Source organism: Paenilisteria rustica (genome assembly GCF_013820765.1).
Taxonomy (GTDB): Bacteria; Bacillota; Bacilli; order Lactobacillales; family Listeriaceae; genus Listeria_A; species Listeria_A rustica.
On the sequence record NZ_JABJVM010000007.1, the window covers coordinates 60,078 to 81,679 of the forward strand.

11 protein-coding genes and 1 pseudogene are annotated in these 21,602 nt (G+C 43.7%); 10 read left to right on the forward strand and 2 right to left on the reverse strand.

The features are described 5' to 3' along the window. The first annotated feature begins 145 nt into the window (after window positions 1-145). From HPK16_RS08415 to guaB, 3 genes are all read left to right on the forward strand, one after another. Window positions 146-1,930, forward strand: a complete 1,785-nt coding sequence (locus HPK16_RS08415; protein ID WP_181676534.1) for an EndoS/ChiA family endoglycosidase — start codon at window positions 146-148, stop codon at window positions 1,928-1,930. 995 nt (window positions 1,931-2,925) lie between these two features. Then, window positions 2,926-4,557, forward strand: a complete 1,632-nt coding sequence (gene abc-f / locus HPK16_RS08420; protein ID WP_181676535.1) for a ribosomal protection-like ABC-F family protein — start codon at window positions 2,926-2,928, stop codon at window positions 4,555-4,557. 272 nt (window positions 4,558-4,829) lie between these two features. Continuing rightward, the gene (gene guaB, locus HPK16_RS08425) at window positions 4,830-6,296 is read left to right on the forward strand and encodes an IMP dehydrogenase (RefSeq protein WP_181676536.1); all 1,467 of its coding nucleotides are present in this window, start codon (window positions 4,830-4,832) and stop codon (window positions 6,294-6,296) included. A gap of 72 nt (window positions 6,297-6,368) precedes the next feature. Here the strand turns inward: guaB and HPK16_RS08430 are convergent, their stop codons facing one another. Then, window positions 6,369-9,458 (reverse strand): MSCRAMM family protein, encoded by a 3,090-nt coding sequence (locus HPK16_RS08430; RefSeq protein WP_181676537.1) that lies wholly within the window; start codon window positions 9,456-9,458, stop codon window positions 6,369-6,371. A 529-nt stretch (window positions 9,459-9,987) separates the two neighbouring features. Between HPK16_RS08430 and HPK16_RS08435 the strand changes: the two genes are divergently transcribed. Next, on the forward strand, window positions 9,988-10,773 hold the full coding sequence (locus HPK16_RS08435; protein ID WP_425487927.1) for a C39 family peptidase: 786 nt from the start codon (window positions 9,988-9,990) through the stop codon (window positions 10,771-10,773). A gap of 144 nt (window positions 10,774-10,917) precedes the next feature. Beyond that, window positions 10,918-12,696: a DNA helicase RecQ gene (gene recQ, locus HPK16_RS08440; RefSeq protein WP_181676538.1), complete on the forward strand. Its 1,779-nt coding sequence runs from the start codon at window positions 10,918-10,920 to the stop codon at window positions 12,694-12,696. A 51-nt stretch (window positions 12,697-12,747) separates the two neighbouring features. On the opposite strand, the gene HPK16_RS08445 is transcribed toward recQ, so the two are convergent. Beyond that, entirely contained in the window at window positions 12,748-15,123 is a 2,376-nt protein-coding gene (locus tag HPK16_RS08445) for a GDSL-type esterase/lipase family protein (protein WP_181676539.1), read from the reverse strand. 460 nt (window positions 15,124-15,583) lie between these two features. On the opposite strand from HPK16_RS08445, the gene HPK16_RS08450 reads away from it, so the two are divergent. From HPK16_RS08450 to HPK16_RS08470, 5 genes and pseudogenes are all read left to right on the forward strand, one after another. Beyond that, a complete protein-coding gene (locus HPK16_RS08450) occupies window positions 15,584-16,600 on the forward strand; it encodes a WxLIP family cell surface protein (protein WP_181676616.1) in 1,017 nt (338 codons plus the stop codon). Between the two features lie 453 nt (window positions 16,601-17,053). Continuing rightward, a complete protein-coding gene (locus HPK16_RS08455; protein ID WP_181676540.1) occupies window positions 17,054-19,198 on the forward strand; it encodes a DNA topoisomerase III in 2,145 nt (714 codons plus the stop codon). A 217-nt stretch (window positions 19,199-19,415) separates the two neighbouring features. Continuing rightward, window positions 19,416-19,754, forward strand: a complete 339-nt coding sequence (locus HPK16_RS08460; RefSeq protein WP_181676541.1) for a hypothetical protein — start codon at window positions 19,416-19,418, stop codon at window positions 19,752-19,754. Next, window positions 19,742-21,020, forward strand: a pseudogene (locus HPK16_RS08465) (Y-family DNA polymerase). The gene HPK16_RS08460 and the pseudogene HPK16_RS08465 overlap by 13 nt, the downstream one beginning before the upstream one ends. Before the next feature lie 195 nt (window positions 21,021-21,215). Then, window positions 21,216-21,599: a cupin domain-containing protein gene (locus HPK16_RS08470; protein WP_246369353.1), complete on the forward strand. Its 384-nt coding sequence runs from the start codon at window positions 21,216-21,218 to the stop codon at window positions 21,597-21,599. The last annotated feature ends 3 nt before the right edge of the window (window positions 21,600-21,602 follow it).

Here is a 21,602-nt window from a genome sequence, read left to right on the forward strand (position 1 = left end):
GATTTGTACACTAATACCTTTAATTTGTCTATATAATCCAATTCTATATATGCTAAAATTGTTTTGTAAGCGCTTTTTTGAAATTTTAGTTTTATTTAGTGTGCCTTGGGGAGATTAGAAGACAAAACTGAAAAGGGGTTTTTTCATGAGTAAGAAGAGCTTGATTGTTTCACTTGTTTTTGTGTTATGTGTTAGCCTGATTCCGATGTTCGCGTTGCCATCTAGGAGTGTGCAGGCCGAGGAGCAGCTCACTAATAAGAATTTTCTAGTTTATTACCGGGCTTGGCGGGATGTTGAGATGAAAGGGGTTAATACTAGTTTGCCGGATGAAAACTGGATTAGTATGAGCGATATTCCGTACGGGATTAATATCGTCAATGTTTTCAGTTATGTGCCACCAGGTCAGGAGGCGCTCGCAAAACCGTTTTTTGATAAGCTAAAAACGGAATATGGGCCGGAATTGCACGCGCGTGGGGTCAAGCTGATTCGTGGTTTCGACTATTCGAAACTGTTGACAGTACCGCATGCAGGGGATTTTCCGACTGAGAAAGAATTTGATGATTATGCCAAAGCTCTACTGGCGGAGTTGATGACGCCGTGGGGATTGGATGGGCTGGACATTGATATGGAAACGCATCCAAGTGCGGCGGATGTGAAAATTTCCGATGGTGTTATCAGAGCATTATCGAAATATATTGGCCCGAAAGCGAATAATGGCACGCTCTTTTTATACGATACCAATGCAGAGACAATGGCTCCGTTTCAGAATGTGAGTGATAGTTTCGACATGTTGGCTTATCAGCAGTACGGCAGTGGCACGGACAGAACCGAGATGTCGTCGAACGCTTATGCTCCGTACATTGCGAAAGATAAGTTCTTGCCTGGCCTCACTTTCCCAGAGGAGCAGGACCGGAATCGCTGGTTTGATACGAAGCTTCCATATGAGGATTCGAACATGTATAAGTTGGCGAAGCACGTTCGGGAAAATAATTTATCAGGAATGTTCTTGTATGCCTTCGATCGAGATGGGAAAACTTACAACGAGCCCGATATAAGTAGTGTCACGCCGTCGAATTTACTGTGGACGAAAACGGCGATTTTAGAGGTCAATGGTTATTCTGTAGAAAGCGCGAAAGAGTTGGCGAAACATCATTTGAAGCGTATTCAGTACAGTAAAGCTTTGACTAGCGCGAAAGTCACTGAGCTTGAAAATCTTATTGATAAGGCGAGCAATCTTTATGAGGTGAACGTGGCCATTCTAGGCGCTAATTTTGAAACGGCGATTAGTCCAAGTTACGACCCTATTTTAGAGAAAAAACTGACGCGTATTTATCTTTCAGCAGCATACGCGGCTATCGGCCAAGCTAATTTTATCCTAGATAACGTCGAAAATAGCGCAGACAATATTGTGGCGTTAAAGAATGCTAGGGACGCGCTGACGAATCTTATCGGTGGAAAAGAATATTCTGAGGCAGAGGTTAATCAGGCAGTGGCGGATCTTGAGAGCAGAATCGACGCGATACCTCAGCCTGCCACGGCGATTTACCAAGATACGAACGGCCAAGAAATTGCTGAGAATGCTCAACTTACTGGGAAATTTGGTGACAGTTACGAATTCGCAAAAAAAGATATTCCGGATTACACATTGCAAGAGGTAAAAGGCGAGAGTAGCGGTACATTTTCAGAGATTGCGCAAGAGGTAGTCTACACGTACGCAAAAAATGCACCGGGGCCAGTACCAACACCAACATCACCAACTGTGGACAATGTTCAGGATGTGAAAGTGGAAGCGGCGGCAGTGAAGAGCCCAGAAAAAGTGGGGCAACTTCCTGAAACTGGTGATGAGTCATCGAGTCAATGGCCGGTTTTCGTTGGTTTATTCGCAATCCTAGGATCTGTTGCTGTTCTCTATAGAAAAAATAAGGTTTGACAATTCAAGCGGAACCTAGTATTCTAAAAGCATATTTTAGAAACGGAAAGAGGTGAGGAATCCATGAAATTCTCGATAGCACGTTTGAAGTTAGTTGCCAATTTATGCAGTATCATCCGTGCCATTTTTTCCATCTTTTCAGTTACAGGACACAGGTCTGTCCAATTTGCGTAACTGAATATCGGAAAAATAAGAGAAGCATGGATTCCTAACTGAAAAGCTAAAATGGCTCGTTCAGCTCCGAAAAAAACTGGAACATCTGCAGTGAAAACCCGGTCTTGGTTTTTGCGAAAGATGTGAAGATTTCGAGGAGCTAGCCATTGAAGCTAGATCTAAACTGAAAAGCTAAAATGGCTCGTTCAGCTCCGAAAAAAACTGGAACATCTGCAGTGAAAACCCGGTCTTGGTTTTTGCGAAAGATGTGAAGATTTCGAGGAGTTAGCCATTGAAGCTAGATCTAAACTGAAAAACTCAGGGCTAATCCCAATTCGAAACGGAGTATGTATCCTTTCGAACGCTGAATCTGACCATTGTGCCAGGCTCTTAGGGATTTGCTTGAGTTTTTTTGTTGTACATTTAGATATGGATTGTTTCACGTGAAACAATGAAGTGCTGAAATGGCTCGTTCAGCTCCGAAAAAAACTGGAGCGGCCGCAGTGAAAACCCGTTGTTGGTTTTTGCGGAGGGCGAGAAGTTTTCGAGGAGCTAGCCATTGAAGCCGGATCTGAATGAAGTGCTGAAATGGCTCGTTCAGCTCCGAAAAAAACTGGAGCGGCCGCAGTGAAAACCCGGTCTTGGTTTTTGCGGAGTTAGCTAAGGGAGGGCAGTTTCATTACATGCAACTGCATATTGAGGTTCTAAAAAAGCAAATGACGCTTTTCAAGAACCACAACAAAGCCGGATCTGAATGAAGTGCTGAAATGGCTAGCTCAGCTTTGCAAGAACTAGAGCCACAGGATGAAATGCTTCTCGAACAAGGATGAGGAGTAGGAATTATGACAATAGTAGCTTTAAATAATATAACAAAACGCTTTACTGGGGATTTGATTTTAGAAAAGATTAGTTTACAGGTGGAGCAGGGGGAACGAATTGGACTCATCGGTCGAAATGGTGAGGGGAAAAGTACGATCCTAAAGATTATCGCGCGAATCGAGATGCCGGATGAAGGAATTGTTTCGGTTCAGAAGGGCGCGACGGTGGGATTGTTGGATCAAATGCCGAGCGTGACGGGAACAATGGTTGTGCGTGATTTTCTGAGGACGGCGTTTGGGCATGTGGTGGCTTTACACGAAGAATTGAAACTGATGGAGAGTCGAATGATGCAGGATACGAGCGAGAAGTTACTGCAAAATTATGGCGAAAAGCAGGCACGCTTTATCGAGCTTGGTGGCTACAATTTGGATACGGACATGGATAAAATTTTGCATGGGCTTGGGATTCCACATTTGGCGGATAAGGCTTGGGAACAGTTGAGTGGCGGGGAACGGACGAAGGTGTCGCTTGCCAAGATGTTGCTTGAGGAACCGGATTTGCTATTGCTTGATGAGCCGACGAACCATCTGGATTTAAAGGCGGTGGAGTGGTTGACGCAGTTTTTGAGGGTGTATGGTGGAACGGTGTTGGTTGTTTCGCATGATCGGTATTTTTTGGATGAGGTTGTGCAGAAGATTGTGGAGCTCGAGAATAAGGAATTGATCACGTATCACACGAATTTCTCGGGGTATTTAGTGGAGCGTGAGGAGCGGCTGCTCAAGGAATTCAAGGATTATAAGGATCAACAGAAGAGAATCAAGAAGATGAAACAGGCTATCAAGCGCTTACGGCAGTGGGCGATGGAGGCTAATCCGCCGAATGCTGCGTTGTTCCGCCGAGCAAAAAATATGGAGAAGGCGCTGAATCGGATGGAGGTTCTGAAAAAACCAGCTTTGGAGCAGAAGAATATGCGGCTCGAATTCGAGGAGTCAAAACGTAGCGGGGAAGATGTGGTGATTTTCGATCAGGTTGGCTTGGAATTCGGGACGCGCATTTTGTTTGAGAGCTTGGATTGGCATGTGAGACAGAAGGAGCGGATTGCGATTGTTGGCGAGAATGGGGCTGGGAAATCGACTATTTTGAAGTTGATTCTTGGTGAGGTACAACCTGATATCGGGACGGTGCACGTGGGGTCGAGCGTTGATATTGCTTATTTATCGCAGCACATGGATGTTGGGGATGAAAATCAGACGGTCATCGAGGCTTTTCGTGATAAGGTCGCGGTTGTTGAGGGGGACGCGAGACATATGTTAGCGACTTTCTTATTTTACGGCGAAATGGTGTTTCGAAAAGTGGCAAACTTGAGTGGTGGCGAACGGATGCGACTTAGTTTGGCGCAGTTTATGAATCAGCCGGTGAATACGCTGCTTTTGGATGAGCCAACGAACCATTTGGATATCGCGTCACGGGAAGTGCTTGAGGAAGCGCTACGGAATTTTGAAGGGACGATTATCGCGATTTCGCATGACCGTTTCTTCATGGATCAGATTTTCGATAGGACGGTTTGGTTGGAGCAGGGGCAAATTTTTTCATATGGTGGAAATTATTCGTATGCTGCGCAGAAGAGAAAAGCAATTGTTTCACGTGAAACATAGAGACTATATACCTATGTTGAAAGAACGTGAAAAACGGCTGTAACTCCTTTCATATCAAAATAGTTAGCTGATGGTCTAAAAGTCAAACTAGTTCAGAAAAAACTGATAATTGCAAGCCTCTTGACATATGACGCTATTTCTTGTAGCATTTATCTAATTAGCAAAATCTATCGGCGTAAACGAAGAAGAATTGTGAGCGATTTTTCTACTATAGAATGGCTTGTAATTTTGGAACGGTGACGTCAACCAAATTTGAAGGAGTGTTGCGACCCATGTGGGAGACTAAGTTTGCAAAAGAAGGTCTTACTTTTGATGATGTATTGTTGGTACCGGCGAAATCGGATGTGCTGCCGAATGAGGTGGATTTGAAAGTTGAAATGACGCCGACACTTAAGCTCAATGTACCGGTTTTCAGTGCGGGTATGGATACGATTACGGAGGCCAAAATGGCGATTGCGATTGCGCGTCAGGGCGGCATCGGGGTTATTCATAAGAACATGACAGCCGACGAGCAAGCAGGGGAAATTGAGAAGGTGAAACGTTCGGAGAGTGGTGTTATTATTGACCCATTTTACTTGACGCCAGATCATAAAGTATTTGACGCGGAGCATTTGATGGCGAAATATCGTATTTCGGGTGTACCGATTGTTAATAATGAAGAAGATCGCATTCTTGTTGGGATTTTGACCAACCGCGATTTGCGTTTCATTACAGACTATTCGATTGTGATTTCTGATGTGATGACGAAGGAAAACCTAGTTACAGCACCAGTGGGCACGACCTTAAAGCAAGCTGAAAACATCCTACAAAAGCACCGTATTGAGAAACTTCCACTCGTGGATGATAATGGTGTTTTGAGAGGTCTTATTACGATTAAAGATATTGAAAAAGTGATTGAATTCCCGAATTCGGCGAAGGATTCTCATGGTCGTTTGCTTGTTGCGGCAGCAGTTGGCGTGACGCATGATACGCTGAGCCGTGCGGAGAAACTGGTCAAAGCTGGCGCAGATGCTATCATTATTGATACGGCGCATGGTCACTCGCAAGGTGTTTTGAATAAAATTGCGGAGATCCGTACGGCGTTTCCAGACGTGAACATTGTTGCTGGTAACGTGGCTACGGCTGAGGCAACGCGTGAACTTTTTGATGTTGGGGTGGATATCGTGAAAGTGGGTATCGGACCTGGTTCGATTTGTACGACGCGTGTGGTTGCAGGTGTTGGTGTTCCTCAGATTACGGCGATTTATGATTGTGCGACGGTTGCGCGTGAGTATGGCAAAACGATTATTGCGGATGGTGGAATTAAGTATTCTGGCGATATCGTGAAGGCTCTTGCGTCTGGTGGACACGCGGTTATGATTGGTAGTATGTTTGCTGGAACCGACGAAAGTCCTGGCGAAACGGAAATTTTCCAAGGTCGTCGTTTTAAAACGTATCGTGGTATGGGAAGCCTTGCTGCGATGGAGAAGGGCTCTAAGGATCGTTATTTCCAAGCGGATGCGAAGAAGTTAGTTCCGGAGGGTATCGAGGGTCGCGTGCCTTACAAGGGCTCTCTTGCGGACGTGCTGTTCCAACTGATTGGCGGGATTCGTTCTGGGATGGGTTATTGTGGTTCGGCCGATTTGCGTCACTTACGCGAAGAGTCCCAATTCATTCGGATGACAGGCGCGGGCTTACGTGAGTCGCATCCACATGATATTCAAATTACGAAAGAAGCACCGAACTATAGTATTTCTTAAAATAAAAATAAAGCGTCCTAGGCTTGATGAGACTCGTAAATCTCATCAAATCTAGGACGCTTTTTTGTATGGCTAGTTTTTCCGCGTTCTTGCTTCTACAAATAGTAAGGAAGCAAGAAGGCATAAAAGTAAGCCAGTTAGTATTAAATTGCGCTCTGAGCTGTCACCGGTTTTAGGTATTTTTGACCCTGTTGTTGTTGGCTCTATCATGTTTGTCGGTGTGCTCGTTTCTTCTAGCGCAGGTGCTTTTTCGGCTGGATCTTTGGTGGTTGGTGTTTCTATGTTCGGTTTTTCTGTATCTGGAATCACTGGTGTCGGGTCATCCATTGACGGTGGTGCTGGTTGGAACGTAATCATATTTTCCATCACGACTTTCACCGGAGCCTGATCGTCGCCGAACGGGATTTCAAAAGCGACCGGCGTGCTGTCCATTGTGTAGCCAGCAGGAGCCGCGGTCTCGACGAAGCTATACTTCCCAGGTTTTAACCCGTCCACTGCAAAAAATCCGTTTGCATCCGTTGTGAGGCCTTCTTGTAAAACGCTACCTTGCGCGTCTAATAAGTTAAAAACAGCGCCTGCTAGCAAAATCGAATGGTCAGATGCACTGACTTTTGTTAGCTCTACGGAACCATTTTTCATCGTGTTTTCTTTAACTAAAGAAACAGGCGTTTGATCATCGCCAAAAGCAATTTCAAATGCGAGTGGAGTGCTGTCTAACGTGTAGCCAGTAGGTGCTCCAGTCTCGATAAAGCTATATTTCCCTGGCTTCAAATTGGAAACTTTAAAGAATCCATTCTCGTCTGTTATGAGACCTGATTGTAAAACAGCGCCTTGCTCATCTAACAAGTCAAAAGTAGCCCCAGCAAGCGTCATCGCGTGGTCTGCTGAATCAACTTTTGTCAGTTCCACCGAGCCATTCTTCATCGTGTTTTCCTTGATTAAAGAAATAGGCGTTTGATCATCGCCAAAAGCAATTTCAAATGCGAGTGGAGTGCTGTCCAAAGTATAACCAAAAGGTGCGGCAGTCTCGACAAAGCTGTATTTTCCAGGCTTCAAATTAGAAACTTCCAAAAATCCTTTGTCATCGGTGGTAAGTCCTGATTTTATAATTGTGCTGTGTGCATCTAGCAAATCAAAGGTAGCTCCAGAGAGTGTCACTGCATGGTCGTCCGAATCAACTTTTGTCAGCTCAACAGCGCCATTTTTCATCGTGTTTTCTTTAACTAACGTAACAGGAGTCTGGTCGTCGCCAAATAGAATTTCAAACGCGATTGGCGTGCTGTCCAACGTATAACCAGAAGGCGCGGCGGTCTCCACAAGGCTATACTTCCCTGGATTCAAATTCGCAACCTTCAAAATACCATTGGCAGCTGTAGTCAGGCCAGTTTTCAAAATCTTACCTTGTTCATCTAGCAAATCAAAAGTAGCCCCAGAAAGCGTCACCGCGTGGTCCGCTGAATCAACTTTTGTCAGTTCCACGGAACCAGTTTTCATAATATTCTTTGTTTGTAATAGAATCGGGTCGGTATCTTGATCGGTAATTGTCACAGATTGGGGTGTGCTATCAAGTACGTAACCAACCGGCGCGGATGTCTCCATGATTGTATACGTGCCAGTTTGTAAAGCCGCTGACAGAAGAATGCCGTCTTTATCCGTCTTACCTTGGAAAACTACCGCACCGCTCGTATCTGTGATGGAATATTCTGCACCAGCGACCGGTTGACCAAAGTTATCCGTTTTCATTACTTGGATTCGGCCATCGTATTTCTTCGTCGCTACCGTGTTGGATTGAATAGTGTTATTGGATACGTTCATATACGCCGAGTTTAGAAGGGAGTCACCAACTTTTAATGTAGAGACATTCGCTTCAAAAGCCCAGCTATTACTACCGTTTTTCGGCGTGTCGACAAGGGTTGTTATCGTCACCGAATCGGCGTCATATTGAATATCGAATTTGCTCGTATCATAATCTAGTATCGAAGTAATATGAATTCTGGAATCTAGCGGATCAGTAATGACAGTGCCCGCTGGAATGCTCGCGCCGTCTAGAGACATGAGTTTTAGCGTGTAAGTTAGTGTGTTTTCATCGTAGTTCAGAATTTGTTTGTCCACGCTTTTACTCAGAACATAGCTCGTGCCAAAATGCTGAATAGCCTTAACCGGCAAAGTTTTCTGAATCGCATTTGCGTTAGATGCAGTAAAGTTCGCGGTGTTTACTTGCTCACCAAGGTCTGGATCATCTACTTTTAAAGCGTATTCAATAAAGTAGGTATCGTCCGTGGTCATGTCGCCTAAGTCCACTTTAAATGTGCGAGTCGTCGTGTCGTAACTAATCTTATCTTGGAAGTCAGCCGTTACGTATTTATAGCTAGTAACAATGCCTTCCTCGTCAAATGTGTTCGCTTTTAAAATACGGATATTTTCAACAGTTATGCCATTTCCTGAAATACCCGAATTTTTATTAGTTGCTACTAAAGAAGTCCCAACTGGCAGGGTATCAGTGATAATAACACCATTCAGGGCCACTTTTTTGTAATTTACGACAAGCTGGAATTTGTTATTCTCAGGAGTTGACGTATTTAAAACCGCAACATTGTTAGCGTCAAAATCCCCTTTATACCACTTATCAAAAATAGGCTTTATAATCGGGTTCTTTTTCGTGACATCAACAGTGACGTCATCGTGTTTTGTTGCATAATCAACGGAAAAAGTCTGGGTGTCATTATGCGCATCGCCAATTGTCAATATTGGTGCGCCGAACTTAATCTGAAAAATACCATGAAAGGCTTCATTCGAGGCAATCAAGGTGGTATCAACAGAAATTAAAATTTTGTAATTCGTATCGTCTGAGGTCACACTTTTCAACTTGAAGGGCACTGGTAAATCAAGTTTAGATGTAAAGTCAGTGACGCTATAAACGATGTCCTTTGGTATAGTCACGGTAAGGTCGCCATTCGCTGGTGTGAGAGAACCGGCGCTACCGGAAAGGTCAATTTGAAGGGCGATTTCTCCGCGGTTAGTAATGGAGCCAGACGGAACGGTAATCGCCGTTTTGATACTATCTGTGGAAGCCGTATTTTGGGCAGTTACGACCAAACTAAATGACTGTAAAAATAAAACAAGACACATCAAGGTTATCAGGTATTTTCTTTTGTTTTTCATTATGCTTCTCCTTTTATGGAAATTCTTTTTTTGAAAAATCTAATTTAAATCTAGGAAGGTAAATAATGTAGAAAATTGGTTATAAAACTGTGTGCTATAGCCTACCTTTCTAATTATATTTTTGAAAAAATTAGTACAAATTTCATTGTTATTTACTTACAAAGTAAAATGTTAGCATATACGGGGAGAGGTGTAAAGGTTGTTTAAACAAGGGCATTAGACTTTATGTAAATAGGTATTTTAATTGTAAAAAACAACACGATGATAGCCTTCGTTTGTGTGATAGGTCTTACTAAAATAGGTTTTTCTACTTGGTTATGTGATGGAAACATGTGCACCTTACTACTCGGGAGGAATGTATTATGTCTAAAATGTGAAATTTTTATAAACTGGGAATTTGTGCATATTTTAGGGGGGGTTTCTATTTGTTTACGATGTCTGTGTCGTGGTATATAAAACTAGCGCAACACGAAAGACTAACAGGGGGAATGTTGGTCTTTTTTGTGAAAATGATTAGGGGGATTGTAAAGTGGGGAATTATCGAAAGTGGCTTGTTGGAATGGTTTTGGTCGTGTTGTTGAGTGTTGTGAGTGTGTCGGCGGTTTCGGCGGCAACGACGTATTACACGACGGGGAGCTTGACGGTGCGCGCTGGGGCTGGGACGAATTATAAGGCGGTTGGCTGGCTAGCGAAGGGTGCAAAAGTGAGCAGTTTAGCGAAAACCGGGAAATGGCATCAGATTATTTTTAAAGGAAAGAAAGCATATGTGTCGGGAAATTATTTGACGACGCGGGTTGTGAAGCCTGTGCCACCACCAAAACCGACTCCGAGGGTGTTACTTAATGTGCCGCTAATTGCGCAACGACCGCAGTTGCCGACGGGTTGTGAGATTGTGGCGGTGACAATGATGCTGAAGTATAAGGGTGCGAATGTGGACAAGGTGAAGTTGGCGCGCGAGATGCCAAAACACGCGAGTAATCCGAATTTAGGCTATGTCGGGAATCCGTTTACGCGTTCAGGATACACGATTTATCCGCCTGCTTTGATGAAATTAACGAAGAAATACGCGGGTTCAGCGGTGAATCTAACGGGTGCTGCGAATGCGACTTTGGAGAAGAAATTGAAATCGGGACGACCTGTCGTTGTGTGGACGCGGATGCATGGTTTTAGCGTACATTCGGTGACATTGACAGGCTACGATGGTAGTTATTATTACTACAACGACCCGTGGACAGTGAAAAAGAACGTCCGAATTTCGAAGGCTTCGTTTAATAGTACGTGGAGTGCTTTGAAAAAGCGCGCGATCAGTTACTAAATCAGGGGTAAAAACCAATTTTGAAGGGCTTGAGATCTGTGAAAAAATGGATTTCGCAAAAGCCCTTCTTTTGTTTGGAGAAAAACGGTATACTAGAGGGATAGAAAAGTTTGCACGGGAGATAAAGGTAGGTGCTAGTGGAAAATGATAGAACAATATTGGGGTAGATCGCAGCAGGTTTTGCAGGAGAGCTTTGGTTATTCGTCGTTTCGCGATGGGCAAGAGGATGTATTGCGCAACCTTTATGCGCGTAAGGATACGTTAGCGATAATGCCTACTGGGGGCGGGAAATCGCTTTGTTACCAGATTCCAGCGCTCGTTTTGGACGGCTTGACGATTGTTGTTTCGCCGCTGATTTCATTGATGAAGGATCAGGTGGATGCGCTGAATGAGCAGGGGATTCCAGCAACGTTTGTGAATAGTTCTTTGACGGGAAATGAGATTGATAATCGGCTGTGGGATGCGGAAAACGGGGCGGTAAAACTGCTTTATATCGCGCCTGAGCGGTTGGAGACGGCGAGCTTTCAACGGTTAATAGACACGACGGATATTGCGCTTTTCGCGATTGATGAGGCGCATTGTATTTCGCATTGGGGACATGATTTTCGTCCGAGTTATTTGACGCTGTGTGATACGTTGGATCGGATTCATCCGCGCCCGCTTATTATTGCGCTGACCGCGACGGCGACGCCAACGGTTTCGGATGATATTATGAAGTTGCTGGATATTGGCCCAGATAGCATTGTTCAGACGGGATTTGCACGGGAAAACTTGGCTTTTCAGGTCGTGAAGGGGCAGGACCGTGATAAGTATCTGCTCGATTACGTGAAAACGAACGGTGAACAGTCGGGAATTGTGTATGCAGCGACGCGTAAAGAGGTGGAGCGGCTGTACGAGATGCTGACGAAGAAGGGCATTCCGACGGGGAAATATCATGGTGGGATGTCGGACAAGGAGCGCAACGGTTGGCAGGAGAAATTTCTGTATGACGATGTGCGCGTGATGGTGGCGACGAATGCGTTTGGTATGGGAATCAACAAATCGAATGTGCGGTACGTGATTCATTATAATTTGCCGCGAAATGTTGAGGCTTATTATCAGGAAGCTGGACGTGCTGGGCGTGACGGCGTTGCGAGTGATTGTATTTTGCTGTTTGGCCCACAAGACACGCATATTCAGCATTTTTTGATTGATCAGTCGGAAATGGACGAGGAACGCAAACAGAATGAGTATGCAAAACTGCGTCAAATGGCGGGTTATGGCTATACGGAGATTTGTTTGCAGAAATATATTGTGCAGTATTTTGGCGAGGAAGGCGAGAACTGCGGACGATGTGGTAACTGTCTCGATACGCGCGAAGCACAGGACATCACGATTGAGGCGCAGCAAGTGTTTTCATGTATTAAAAGGATGCAAGAACGGTTCGGAAAAGTCATGGTGGCTAAAGTGCTGACAGGCTCGAAGGATCAGAAAATCCAGCAGTGGCGCTTGGAGGAGTTATCAACGCATGGTTTGATGAAGGATCGCTCGCAAAAAGATGTGCTACAACTGATTGATTATTTGGCGGCGGAGAAGTATTTAGCGTATACGGACAGCCAATTCCCATCGCTAAGACTGACGAACGAGGCGGTTAATGTGCTGCTTGGCAAGGAGAAAGTGACTCGGAAAACGGCCCGGAAAGTTACGAAAGTATCGATTGATGTGGATGAAGGTTTGTTCGGCGAATTGCGTGAAGTACGTCGGGAGCTTGCATCGAAACACAAAGTTCCACCGTATATTATTTTCTCTGATGAAACGTTACGGCAAATGTGTGAGTACTTGCCAAAAGACGAAGAGGCATTTTTGGAAATCAAAGGTGTTGGTATGAACAAGCTTGAGAAATATGGCGCTGAATTCTTAGAAGTGTTGCAGAAACAAGCGTGAAAAAAGCAGTATTTGGACGGTTATCGAGTCCAGATACTGCTTTTTTTTCGTTTAATTTTGATTCGTAATTCTGACATAATTCGCAAGGCTACCGAATGTGTTTTTCAGTTCTGCCGAGCTTGTTGTTAGTGTCCCCATGTTTTTGCCGCTTAGAATATTATTAAGTTGGAAAACATCGACGGAATTCCAACTTTGCGTGCTGCCCGTTGCATTCCAGACGCTAACTTTCCCACCGTAAATACTTATGGAACTGTTGCGGTGGGCGTACATGAAGCTCGTTTTAGTTGGACTCTCGAGGTTCAGATACATGGCGTGATCAAAGATGTAATCAATGCCGTAGCTGAACGAAAAGCCTTCTGTTGCCTCTGTGGTTCGAACATCAAATACTGCATTTGGAGCGACTTCCACACGCGCATTTTTAGTGGTGTATTCTGTACGTATCATTGGCCGAGCACCACTTGCCGTGAAACTAGCGCCGTCCGCAATGCTGATTTTAGAGAAGCCGTAAATCGCATTTTGTCCATAACCTGTGCCCTTACTTCCAGGATACAGCTCGACTTTTGCTTGAGGTTCTACGATGAAATTTTTATCGGTGTTGCCAGTACCCATCGTGATAACCGTCGAGCCACTTTCGTTAGATGAACCGCTGCCCTCCGTGGAGCCGTAGTAATAGGCGCCGGCCTTGATGGTCATATTGCGAACGTAAACATTGCTGCCCGTCGTTGATTTAATGACATTGTGCCCATCAAAAGTCACCACAGCGTTGAGCACATTATTACGAATAAAGAGAGTACCATTAAACGTGATGTTCTTCGCGTTAATATTCATCCCATAGTTGCTATTCTCAGAAGTCGCGCTATAAATACTTCCGTAGGCATTCTTACCGGCGACATTACCACCAAAAATGTCAAATTGAATGCGTTTCCCAGCTGCGTCATTTTTGCTTAAATAATAATTGGCGGTGTCCATCGTGAAGCCGTTCAGATTTAATCTTGTGTCCCCAGAAAGCTGTAAATTCTTTGTAAACGTAATATTATTCATCAATTTTAGATTCGTCAACCCGCTTGCCAGAGCCGCTTCAAGGTCTTGCGCGGACATGATTTCTGTAGGTTTTGCCGCATCATAGGAAAAATCAATACTTCCTAGACGCGCCAACTCCACACTCGCTGCGGTAGAAGGGCGGCTAAAAATGAAATAGACATCATGCGTACCCTTAATAGTCGTTGTCGGAATTGTGTTCAGCGCCCAAGTATTCACATTTCCTGTTTGTTTCAACGTCGATGTCCCAATCGTTGTCCCCGTTGGACTATCCAGTTTGACTTCAACCGTTGTGGCATTATAAGGTACTGCTACCGACATTTGCAAGTTACCAAGGTATTTATCAAAGTTCACATTTTTGTAAGAAACCCAGTTTTGCGTCGAAATATTGGATAGAAATAGCGTTTTGTCAACGGTTGTAGGAATCGCATTAATCGCCCCATAACTTGTATTATAAGCATTCGCTGCTACTTTTCCTGACAATTCCGGTTGCTCTCCAGTTATCGTATGGTACACATTGTTTGCTAAAATCGCAGCGCCTTTCCCATTCGGATGCACATTATCAGGCACAAACTCCTTCGCACCAATCGTCGCCGTCTGATTATCGATAATCGAAACATCGACATTCGCTTTTTCAGCAGCCTCCACAATTTTAGGCAAAATTTTATCCATATTTGCTTGATTAATCGTATAAGCCATGTTAAATACAACCGGTGGTAGCGCCGCATAAACAATAGGTTTCGTCGCCAAATTCTTATATTTATTAATCAATTTCACGTAATCGCTGACAAACTGATCGATTTTCGCAAAATTAACCGGTTTGGAATCATTCGTTCCGAGTTGAATAATCACGACATCAGGATTAGAAGCGAGGCTTTGCGTGTACTGAGTCGTGCGGATATACGGATCATTTCCACTCTCCAGCAACGTTTTCCCACTGTTTCCGTAATTCGTGACATTGTAATCCGCACCAAGTCGATTGTTCAGCTGCTTCGGATAGGAATTATAAGCAACATTTTCCACGTTCATACCATATGTGATACTATCGCCAATCGCGGCCACATTGACCGGCTTCGTATTCGCAAAAACATGAATAATACCCTTTACCGTGTGCTGTCCATTTTCAGTTGTTCCATATATAACATGTTCCCCAACCACATCAAAAATTTCTGGATTGACAGCATCCCACGTCACTTTTGCCTTTGTTAACTTATAAGCGCTATCTGCCTGGTCCACTTCTGTAGGTAGTCCTACCGCATTTCCAGTCGTTGTAATAATGTTCACCGTTGGAATGAAGTTATTTTCCGCCGCTTTTGTTGATAATGGTAAAATCACAAAAATGGCAATAATTAAACATGTCATCCAAGAATATAGTTGTATTTTTTTCACTTTTTCCACCCTTTCTATTACTTACTGTTACAAGCATAAATTAGCGCCAATGATGAATCCAGCTTTTTTTGTTATTAAAAAGGGCAAAAAAGACGATAGTCACAAAACGTTCACCAAAACTAGCCATTTTCTACGGAAACATGAAAAGAATAAGTTCTTAGTTTTTAAAATCGCATCAACGGGTAATGGTAATGGAGGAATATATACGCAGCGTATCGACAACCCCAATATGCATGAGAGCAAAGCGAGCATGTAATCCTTCCCGTTAAAAGCTCCGTTCCAGTGCTCATGTACTAGAGTACACTCCGCGCTGGTACTCGCTTTTGCTTAGAAACTAAGCATTTGTCGACACGCTGGAGTTTGGAGAAGCATCATGTAAAGCGGTTTTTCTACAGTCTGCTATATAAATCATTTTTTAAAAGAGAGAATTGAAAGGAGTTGGGATTTTGTGAAGAAGTTTATGTTACTTTTAGTATTGCCAATGATGTTGATAGGGGTGTTATTCCATCCGTTAAGCCCTGAGGCGGCCGCGAATTTTTCGGTAACGGCGGTTATTCCAGATAACCAAATCGATAAATCCAAAACGTACTTTGACTTACGCATGAAGCCTGGCCAAAAACAGGATTTAGAGGTTGTACTTAAAAATGATACAGATAAGGAAATCACGGTTGAAACAAATGCGAATACGGCGGTCACGAACGATAATGGGATTGTGGATTACAGCCAGACCGATCCAAAACTGGATAAATCGCTTAAAACACCATTTTCCGAGATTGCCAAAACAGACGATGAGGCCGTTCTCCCAGCTAACAGCAGCAAAACAATCAAGGTCACAGTAACCATGCCCGCCGCCTCATTTGATGGGATTATTTTAGGCGGATTACAATTCATTGAAAAAGAAGACCCTGACGCGAAAAAAGAAGATGGAAAAGGTGTACAAATCAAGAACCGCTATGCATACGTGGTCGGCGTGCAACTATCGGAAAATGATACCGTTGTAGAGCCCGACATGAAATTGCACGCGATTAAACCGCAACAGATCAACTATCGCAACGTGGTGACGGCGAACTTGCAGAATCCAGAGGCGACAATGATTAAACCGCTGATGATTGATGCGAAAGTTTACAAATCAGGGGACGATCAAGTGTTACACCAAGCAAAACGCGATAATTTAAGAATGGCACCAAATTCCAATTTTAACTATGCTATTGATTGGGAAAACCAGCCGCTTAAAGCCGGAAAATACCGTTTGAAAATGGTAGCAACATCCGGAGATAAAACATGGAAATGGGATGAAGAATTCACCATTAAGGGCGACGATGCAAAGAAACTGAACGACACCGCTGTAGAACTTGAGAAAGACTACACATGGTGGTATGTAGCAGGCGGCGCGTTAGCACTTATTCTACTGGTACTCCTAGCATTCTGGTTAGGAAAACGCTCGAAAAAAGACAAAGATGAAGATAAAAAAGAATAATTAAAAAGGACCCGGATAGGAGCTGCAAATTGGCTTTTATTTGGGTCTTTAATGTAGATTGAAGTTTGTGGCAGCTCTTAAGAAGCATCGTGTGCTGTGAATTAGAACCACAATATGCATAAGAGCAAAGCGAGTATGTAATCTATTTCTAGGAAAAATCAAGTTAAATGGTCGGTCAAAGTTCTAATAAGGAGTTGGGCGTCATGCTCTGTGTCTAGCTCCGCAGGCTAGCCATTCGGAGCTTTCACAGCCTCCACAAAAACCAAAGGAGGGTTTTTATTACGCCTGCTCCAAGCTCTTTCATGGCTGAACGAGCCTGCTCCGCTTTGTTGAGGTTCTTAAGAAGCGTCGTGTGCTGAATTAGAACCACAATATACATAAGAGCAAAGCGAGTATGTAATCTATTTCTGTGTTAAAATAGACTCATCCTATAATCCAGAAAGGAATTTTAAAATGACAAAAACAGTAGTTTTAGCAGAAAAGCCTTCTGTTGGGAAAGATATTGCGCGCGTTCTTGGTTGTAAACAGGGCAAGAACGGCTACCTTGAAGGCTCGAAATATATTGTAACTTGGGCGTTGGGGCACTTAATCACGCTCGCTGACCCAGAGAATTACGATGCCAAATATAAATCGTGGAATATGGAAGATTTACCGATGCTTCCGCAAAAAATGAAACTCGTACCAATCAAGCAAACGCGTAAACAATATGAAACGGTGAAAAGTCTGATGACGCGTAAAGACGTTGATTCCATAGTCATCGCGACGGATGCCGGGCGTGAAGGCGAGCTCGTGGCGCGTTGGATTATCGAATACGCCAAAGTGAAGAAGCCAATTAAGCGTCTCTGGATTTCATCTGTAACCGACAAAGCGATTCGTGAAGGGTTCAGCCGACTTCAACCGGGCAAAGCCTACGAAAACCTGTATCGTTCCGCTGAGGCGCGTTCAGAAGCTGACTGGGTAGTTGGAATTAACGCTACACGTGCCCTGACAACGAAATACAACGCGCAACTTTCCTGTGGTCGCGTTCAAACGCCGACGCTTGCGATGATTGCGCAGCGTGAGGAAGACATTCGCCAATTTAAGCCTAAGGAATTTTATCAATTGACCGCGGTGACGGAACAAGGTAGCTTTGCTTGGAGTAAGGGCCAGACTTTTGATGAGTCCGAAGCCGAGAAAATCGCGCGTAGCTTGAATGGGAAGGAAGCCATGATTACCGATGTGGCTGTGAAGGAGAAGAAAACACACGCGCCAGGTCTGTATGATTTGACGGAACTGCAACGTGATGCCAATAAACGCTTCGATTTTTCCGCTAAAGAAACGCTAAATATCATGCAAGCCCTATATGAGCGCCATAAAATTCTGACATATCCGCGGACCGATTCGCGCTTTATTTCTGATGACATCGTGCCAACACTGAAAGAGCGCGTAGAAGCCTGTGGTATCGGTCCATACGCAAAACCTGCACGCGCCGTAGCGTCGAAACCAATAAAAGCGAACAAGTCATTCGTCGATAATAGCAAAGTAAGCGACCATCACGCGATTATCCCGACGGAAGAAACACCAAGCTTGTCCGACCTAAACGACCGCGAACGCAAGATTTATGACCTTGTTGTAAAACGCTTTTTAGCCGTACTTTCCGCACCATTTGTGTATGAAGAAACCGCTGTGCAAGCCAAAATCGGCAACGAAATATTCGGGCTTAAAGGCAAAGTTGTGAAATCGCTCGGTTGGAAAGCCGTTTACAATGAAGACAACGACACAGATACAGTAACGAAACTGAAAAAAGGCGAGCAGTTGAAGGTTCGCGATATCCAGCTAACCACAGGCAAAACGAAGCCACCAGCGCGATACAATGAAGCGACCTTACTTTCCGCGATGGAAAACCCAAGCCTATCCAGTGGCAAAAAAGATCTGGCGAAAACACTTGGTGAAACAGGCGGACTTGGTACAGTTGCAACGCGCGCCGACATTATCGAGAAACTTTTCAACAGTTTTTCTCTAGAGAAGCAGGGAAAAGATATCATGATTACGTCAAAAGGGCGCCAGTTGCTAGACTTGGTTCCAGCTGACTTGAAATCCCCAGAACTAACCGCGATTTGGGAGCAAAAACTATCGAAAATCGCAAAAGGTCAACTAGACAAAACAACATTTACGAACGAAATGCGCGATTACGCCAAAAAAGCCGTGACGGAAATCAAGCAAAACGATAAGAAATTCAAACACGACAATGTTACCTCAACCAAGTGCCCAGATTGCGGCAAACTGATGCTTAAAGTCAAAGGTAAAAAAGGTACGATGCTCGTGTGTCAAGATCGCGAATGTGGCCATCGTGAATCCGTGGCTAGAACAACAAACGCCCGCTGTCCAAACTGCCATAAACGTATGGAACTGCGCGGTGAAGGTGACAAACAAATCTTCACTTGTTCTTGCGGTCATCGCGAAAAACTATCGGCATTCAACGCCCGTCGAGGCAATGAGAAAAATAAAAACGTCTCGAAAAGCGAAGTTGCAAACTACATGAAGAAACAAAACAAGAAAGAGGAAGAGCCATTCAATAACCCGATGGCCGAGGCGCTAGCGAAGTTGAAACTGAAATAAAGGATCGATACACATCCAAATCCGGATCATGGGTTTGGGTGTGTATTTTTATGTCCAATGTTTTAAATTGGGAATTCGGTAGCCTTTTCGTTCTTAATTTTAAATAGTTCTTTAGTGACTTGCGAAAACGAACGTATGTTTGTATACTGTTAATTAGAGTGGTGGAGAAAATGGCACTGAATTTTTCATCCAGCCAATAAACAGGAGGCGATTTATGATGGCCTACAAAGATCGAGGACTAAAGAAATGGGGCGGTTTCATATTGAGTGAGCACACCGCGCATATGGAACAATCTAATAGAGCACCACAGTGGAAAGCGGCAATGGATGAAGATGTTATACAATCCGTCCTAAACCGTGCGACTTCCCACCATGTAATGCTTGCCATTCAAGAATATCAGCCAATGGGTGTTGAGGCACAACCAGACATCATCGGGCAGTTAATCGGTATCGAAGGAGACAGTATTTACATTCGTACCAGTACGGGCATTCATGCGATCGAGCTAGTCAATATTCGTCATGTAGAGGAGAGGCGGATTGAGAAATGGTACAGCTAATTGACTACGAAAGTGCACCAAAACGAGATATTCTATGCATCGATGTAAAGAGCTTTTTTCGCCTCAGTTGAATGTGTAAAAAGACGTCTAAACCCTTTAGAAGCCTATTTAGTTGTGATGAGTAATCAAGAGAGCCAGGGCGGTCTAGTGCTCGCAGCTACACCGAGAATGAAGGATACATTTAATATTAGAACAGGATCAAGACGTTTTGAAATACCGGAAGATGCGCGAATTGTTGTCGCAGAACCACGAATGAAATTGTATCTTCAAGTCAATGAAATGATTATTGCAATATTCAAACGTTATGTAGGGCCAGAACATTTGCTAATTTACTCCATAGATGAGGCTATTCTGGATGTATCCCATTCACATAGCCTATTTGGAGACACAATGACAATTGCTAAACGTATACAGCAAGATATTTTAGATGAGTTGCGATTATATGTCACCATTGGAATCGGAGAGAATCCATTACTTGCAAAAGTAGCGCTGGACGTCGAGGCAAAACACCAACCAAATGGGATTGCAGAATGGCGCTACGCCGATGTCCCAAGCAAGCTGTGGCAAGTAAAGCCGATGACAGAAATGTGGGGTATTGGACGTAGAACTGAGGTGCAGCTAAACCGCATAGGTATATATACAGTGTATGATTTAGCCCATGCAGAACCCAATTATTTGCGCCACGCGATGGGAATCGTTGGTGAAGAACTCTTTTATCACGCCAATGGTATTGATTATACAGATTTGGCAGAGAAATATGTTCCATTGTCGAAGAGTTATGGCAAGAGCCAAATATTAGAACGAGACTACGCTAATCATCAAGAAGTTGAGATTGTTATCCGTGAAATGGTAGAGGATATAGCTATGCGTTTACGACGCGAACATGCAGAAACATCTGTTATCCACGTGTCTATAGGTTATAGCCGCTACAGTACACTAAAAGGCTTCGGAAACCAACTAAAGATTCACCCAACTGACAGTAGTAAGAAAATAACGACTTACGCACTTCATCTATTTCGAAAGCACGTCGCTAGTGAGCCAATTCGCAGTTTATCCATCCAGCTAGGTAAGATTCGTTATAAAGAAGGAACACAGCTGAATTTGTTTGAAAGTGCTGTCCAGACTGTCAATCAAGAGCAATTAGAGCGAACAATAGACAAAATTCGCGACAGGTACGGTTTCCAATCTTTGATGCATGCAAGCAGTCTAGCAATTGGTGCCACTGGATTAAGGCGATCAACCTTGGTAGGCGGGCATAAAGGTTAGTCAGTTATTGTAAATAAAATATGGAATCAATATAGCTGAATAGAACAACCCTGTGGCTAAAAATATCCGTTTTTTTATCCCATTTAAATAAAAATCTACGATAAAACTAGTCTAATAGAACAAAGATTTATCGACTCCTTACGTGTAAAATATAATTTGTGAATATAATCACAAATTCGAGAGGAGTTGCTCTACATGATGTTTGCGAAAAAAGTACAAGATTACAAGGATCGTATTTTTGATGTAAATGAAATCAAGTCTTTCGATAATGGCCAAGCTAAGAAAAATATTTTTTATGAAACAGGACAAACTGTGGGTGCGGTGTGGTGTTTGAAACCAGGGCAAGAGCTTTACTTCCATTCTCATAAGCGAGCAGATGACATCTGGATCTGTATAGAGGGGGACTCTGGCACGTATTATCCAGAATGTGGTGAGTCAGTCGAAATCTCAAAGGGAATGGTTTGTGTAGCTAGACCAGGCGAGAAACATGGAATGAAGAACACTGGCACCACAGATTTTGTATTTATCGGTATTGCCGGACCAGTACCACTGGATTTAATTCGCCATGAACTGGAATAGATA

Bases quoted from the DNA above. Each gene is read 5' to 3' on its own strand.
- HPK16_RS08415 (WP_181676534.1), top strand. From the start codon at position 146: ATGAGTAAGAAGAGCTTGATTGTTTCACTTGTTTTTGTGTTATGTGTT.
- abc-f (WP_181676535.1), top strand. From the start codon at position 2,926: ATGACAATAGTAGCTTTAAATAATATAACAAAACGCTTTACTGGGGAT.
- guaB (WP_181676536.1), top strand. From the start codon at position 4,830: ATGTGGGAGACTAAGTTTGCAAAAGAAGGTCTTACTTTTGATGATGTA.
- HPK16_RS08430 (WP_181676537.1), bottom strand. From the start codon at position 9,458: ATGAAAAACAAAAGAAAATACCTGATAACCTTGATGTGTCTTGTTTTA.
- recQ (WP_181676538.1), top strand. From the start codon at position 10,918: ATGATAGAACAATATTGGGGTAGATCGCAGCAGGTTTTGCAGGAGAGC.
- HPK16_RS08450 (WP_181676616.1), top strand. From the start codon at position 15,584: ATGTTACTTTTAGTATTGCCAATGATGTTGATAGGGGTGTTATTCCAT.
- HPK16_RS08455 (WP_181676540.1), top strand. From the start codon at position 17,054: ATGACAAAAACAGTAGTTTTAGCAGAAAAGCCTTCTGTTGGGAAAGAT.
- HPK16_RS08460 (WP_181676541.1), top strand. From the start codon at position 19,416: ATGGCCTACAAAGATCGAGGACTAAAGAAATGGGGCGGTTTCATATTG.
- HPK16_RS08470 (WP_246369353.1), top strand. From the start codon at position 21,216: ATGATGTTTGCGAAAAAAGTACAAGATTACAAGGATCGTATTTTTGAT.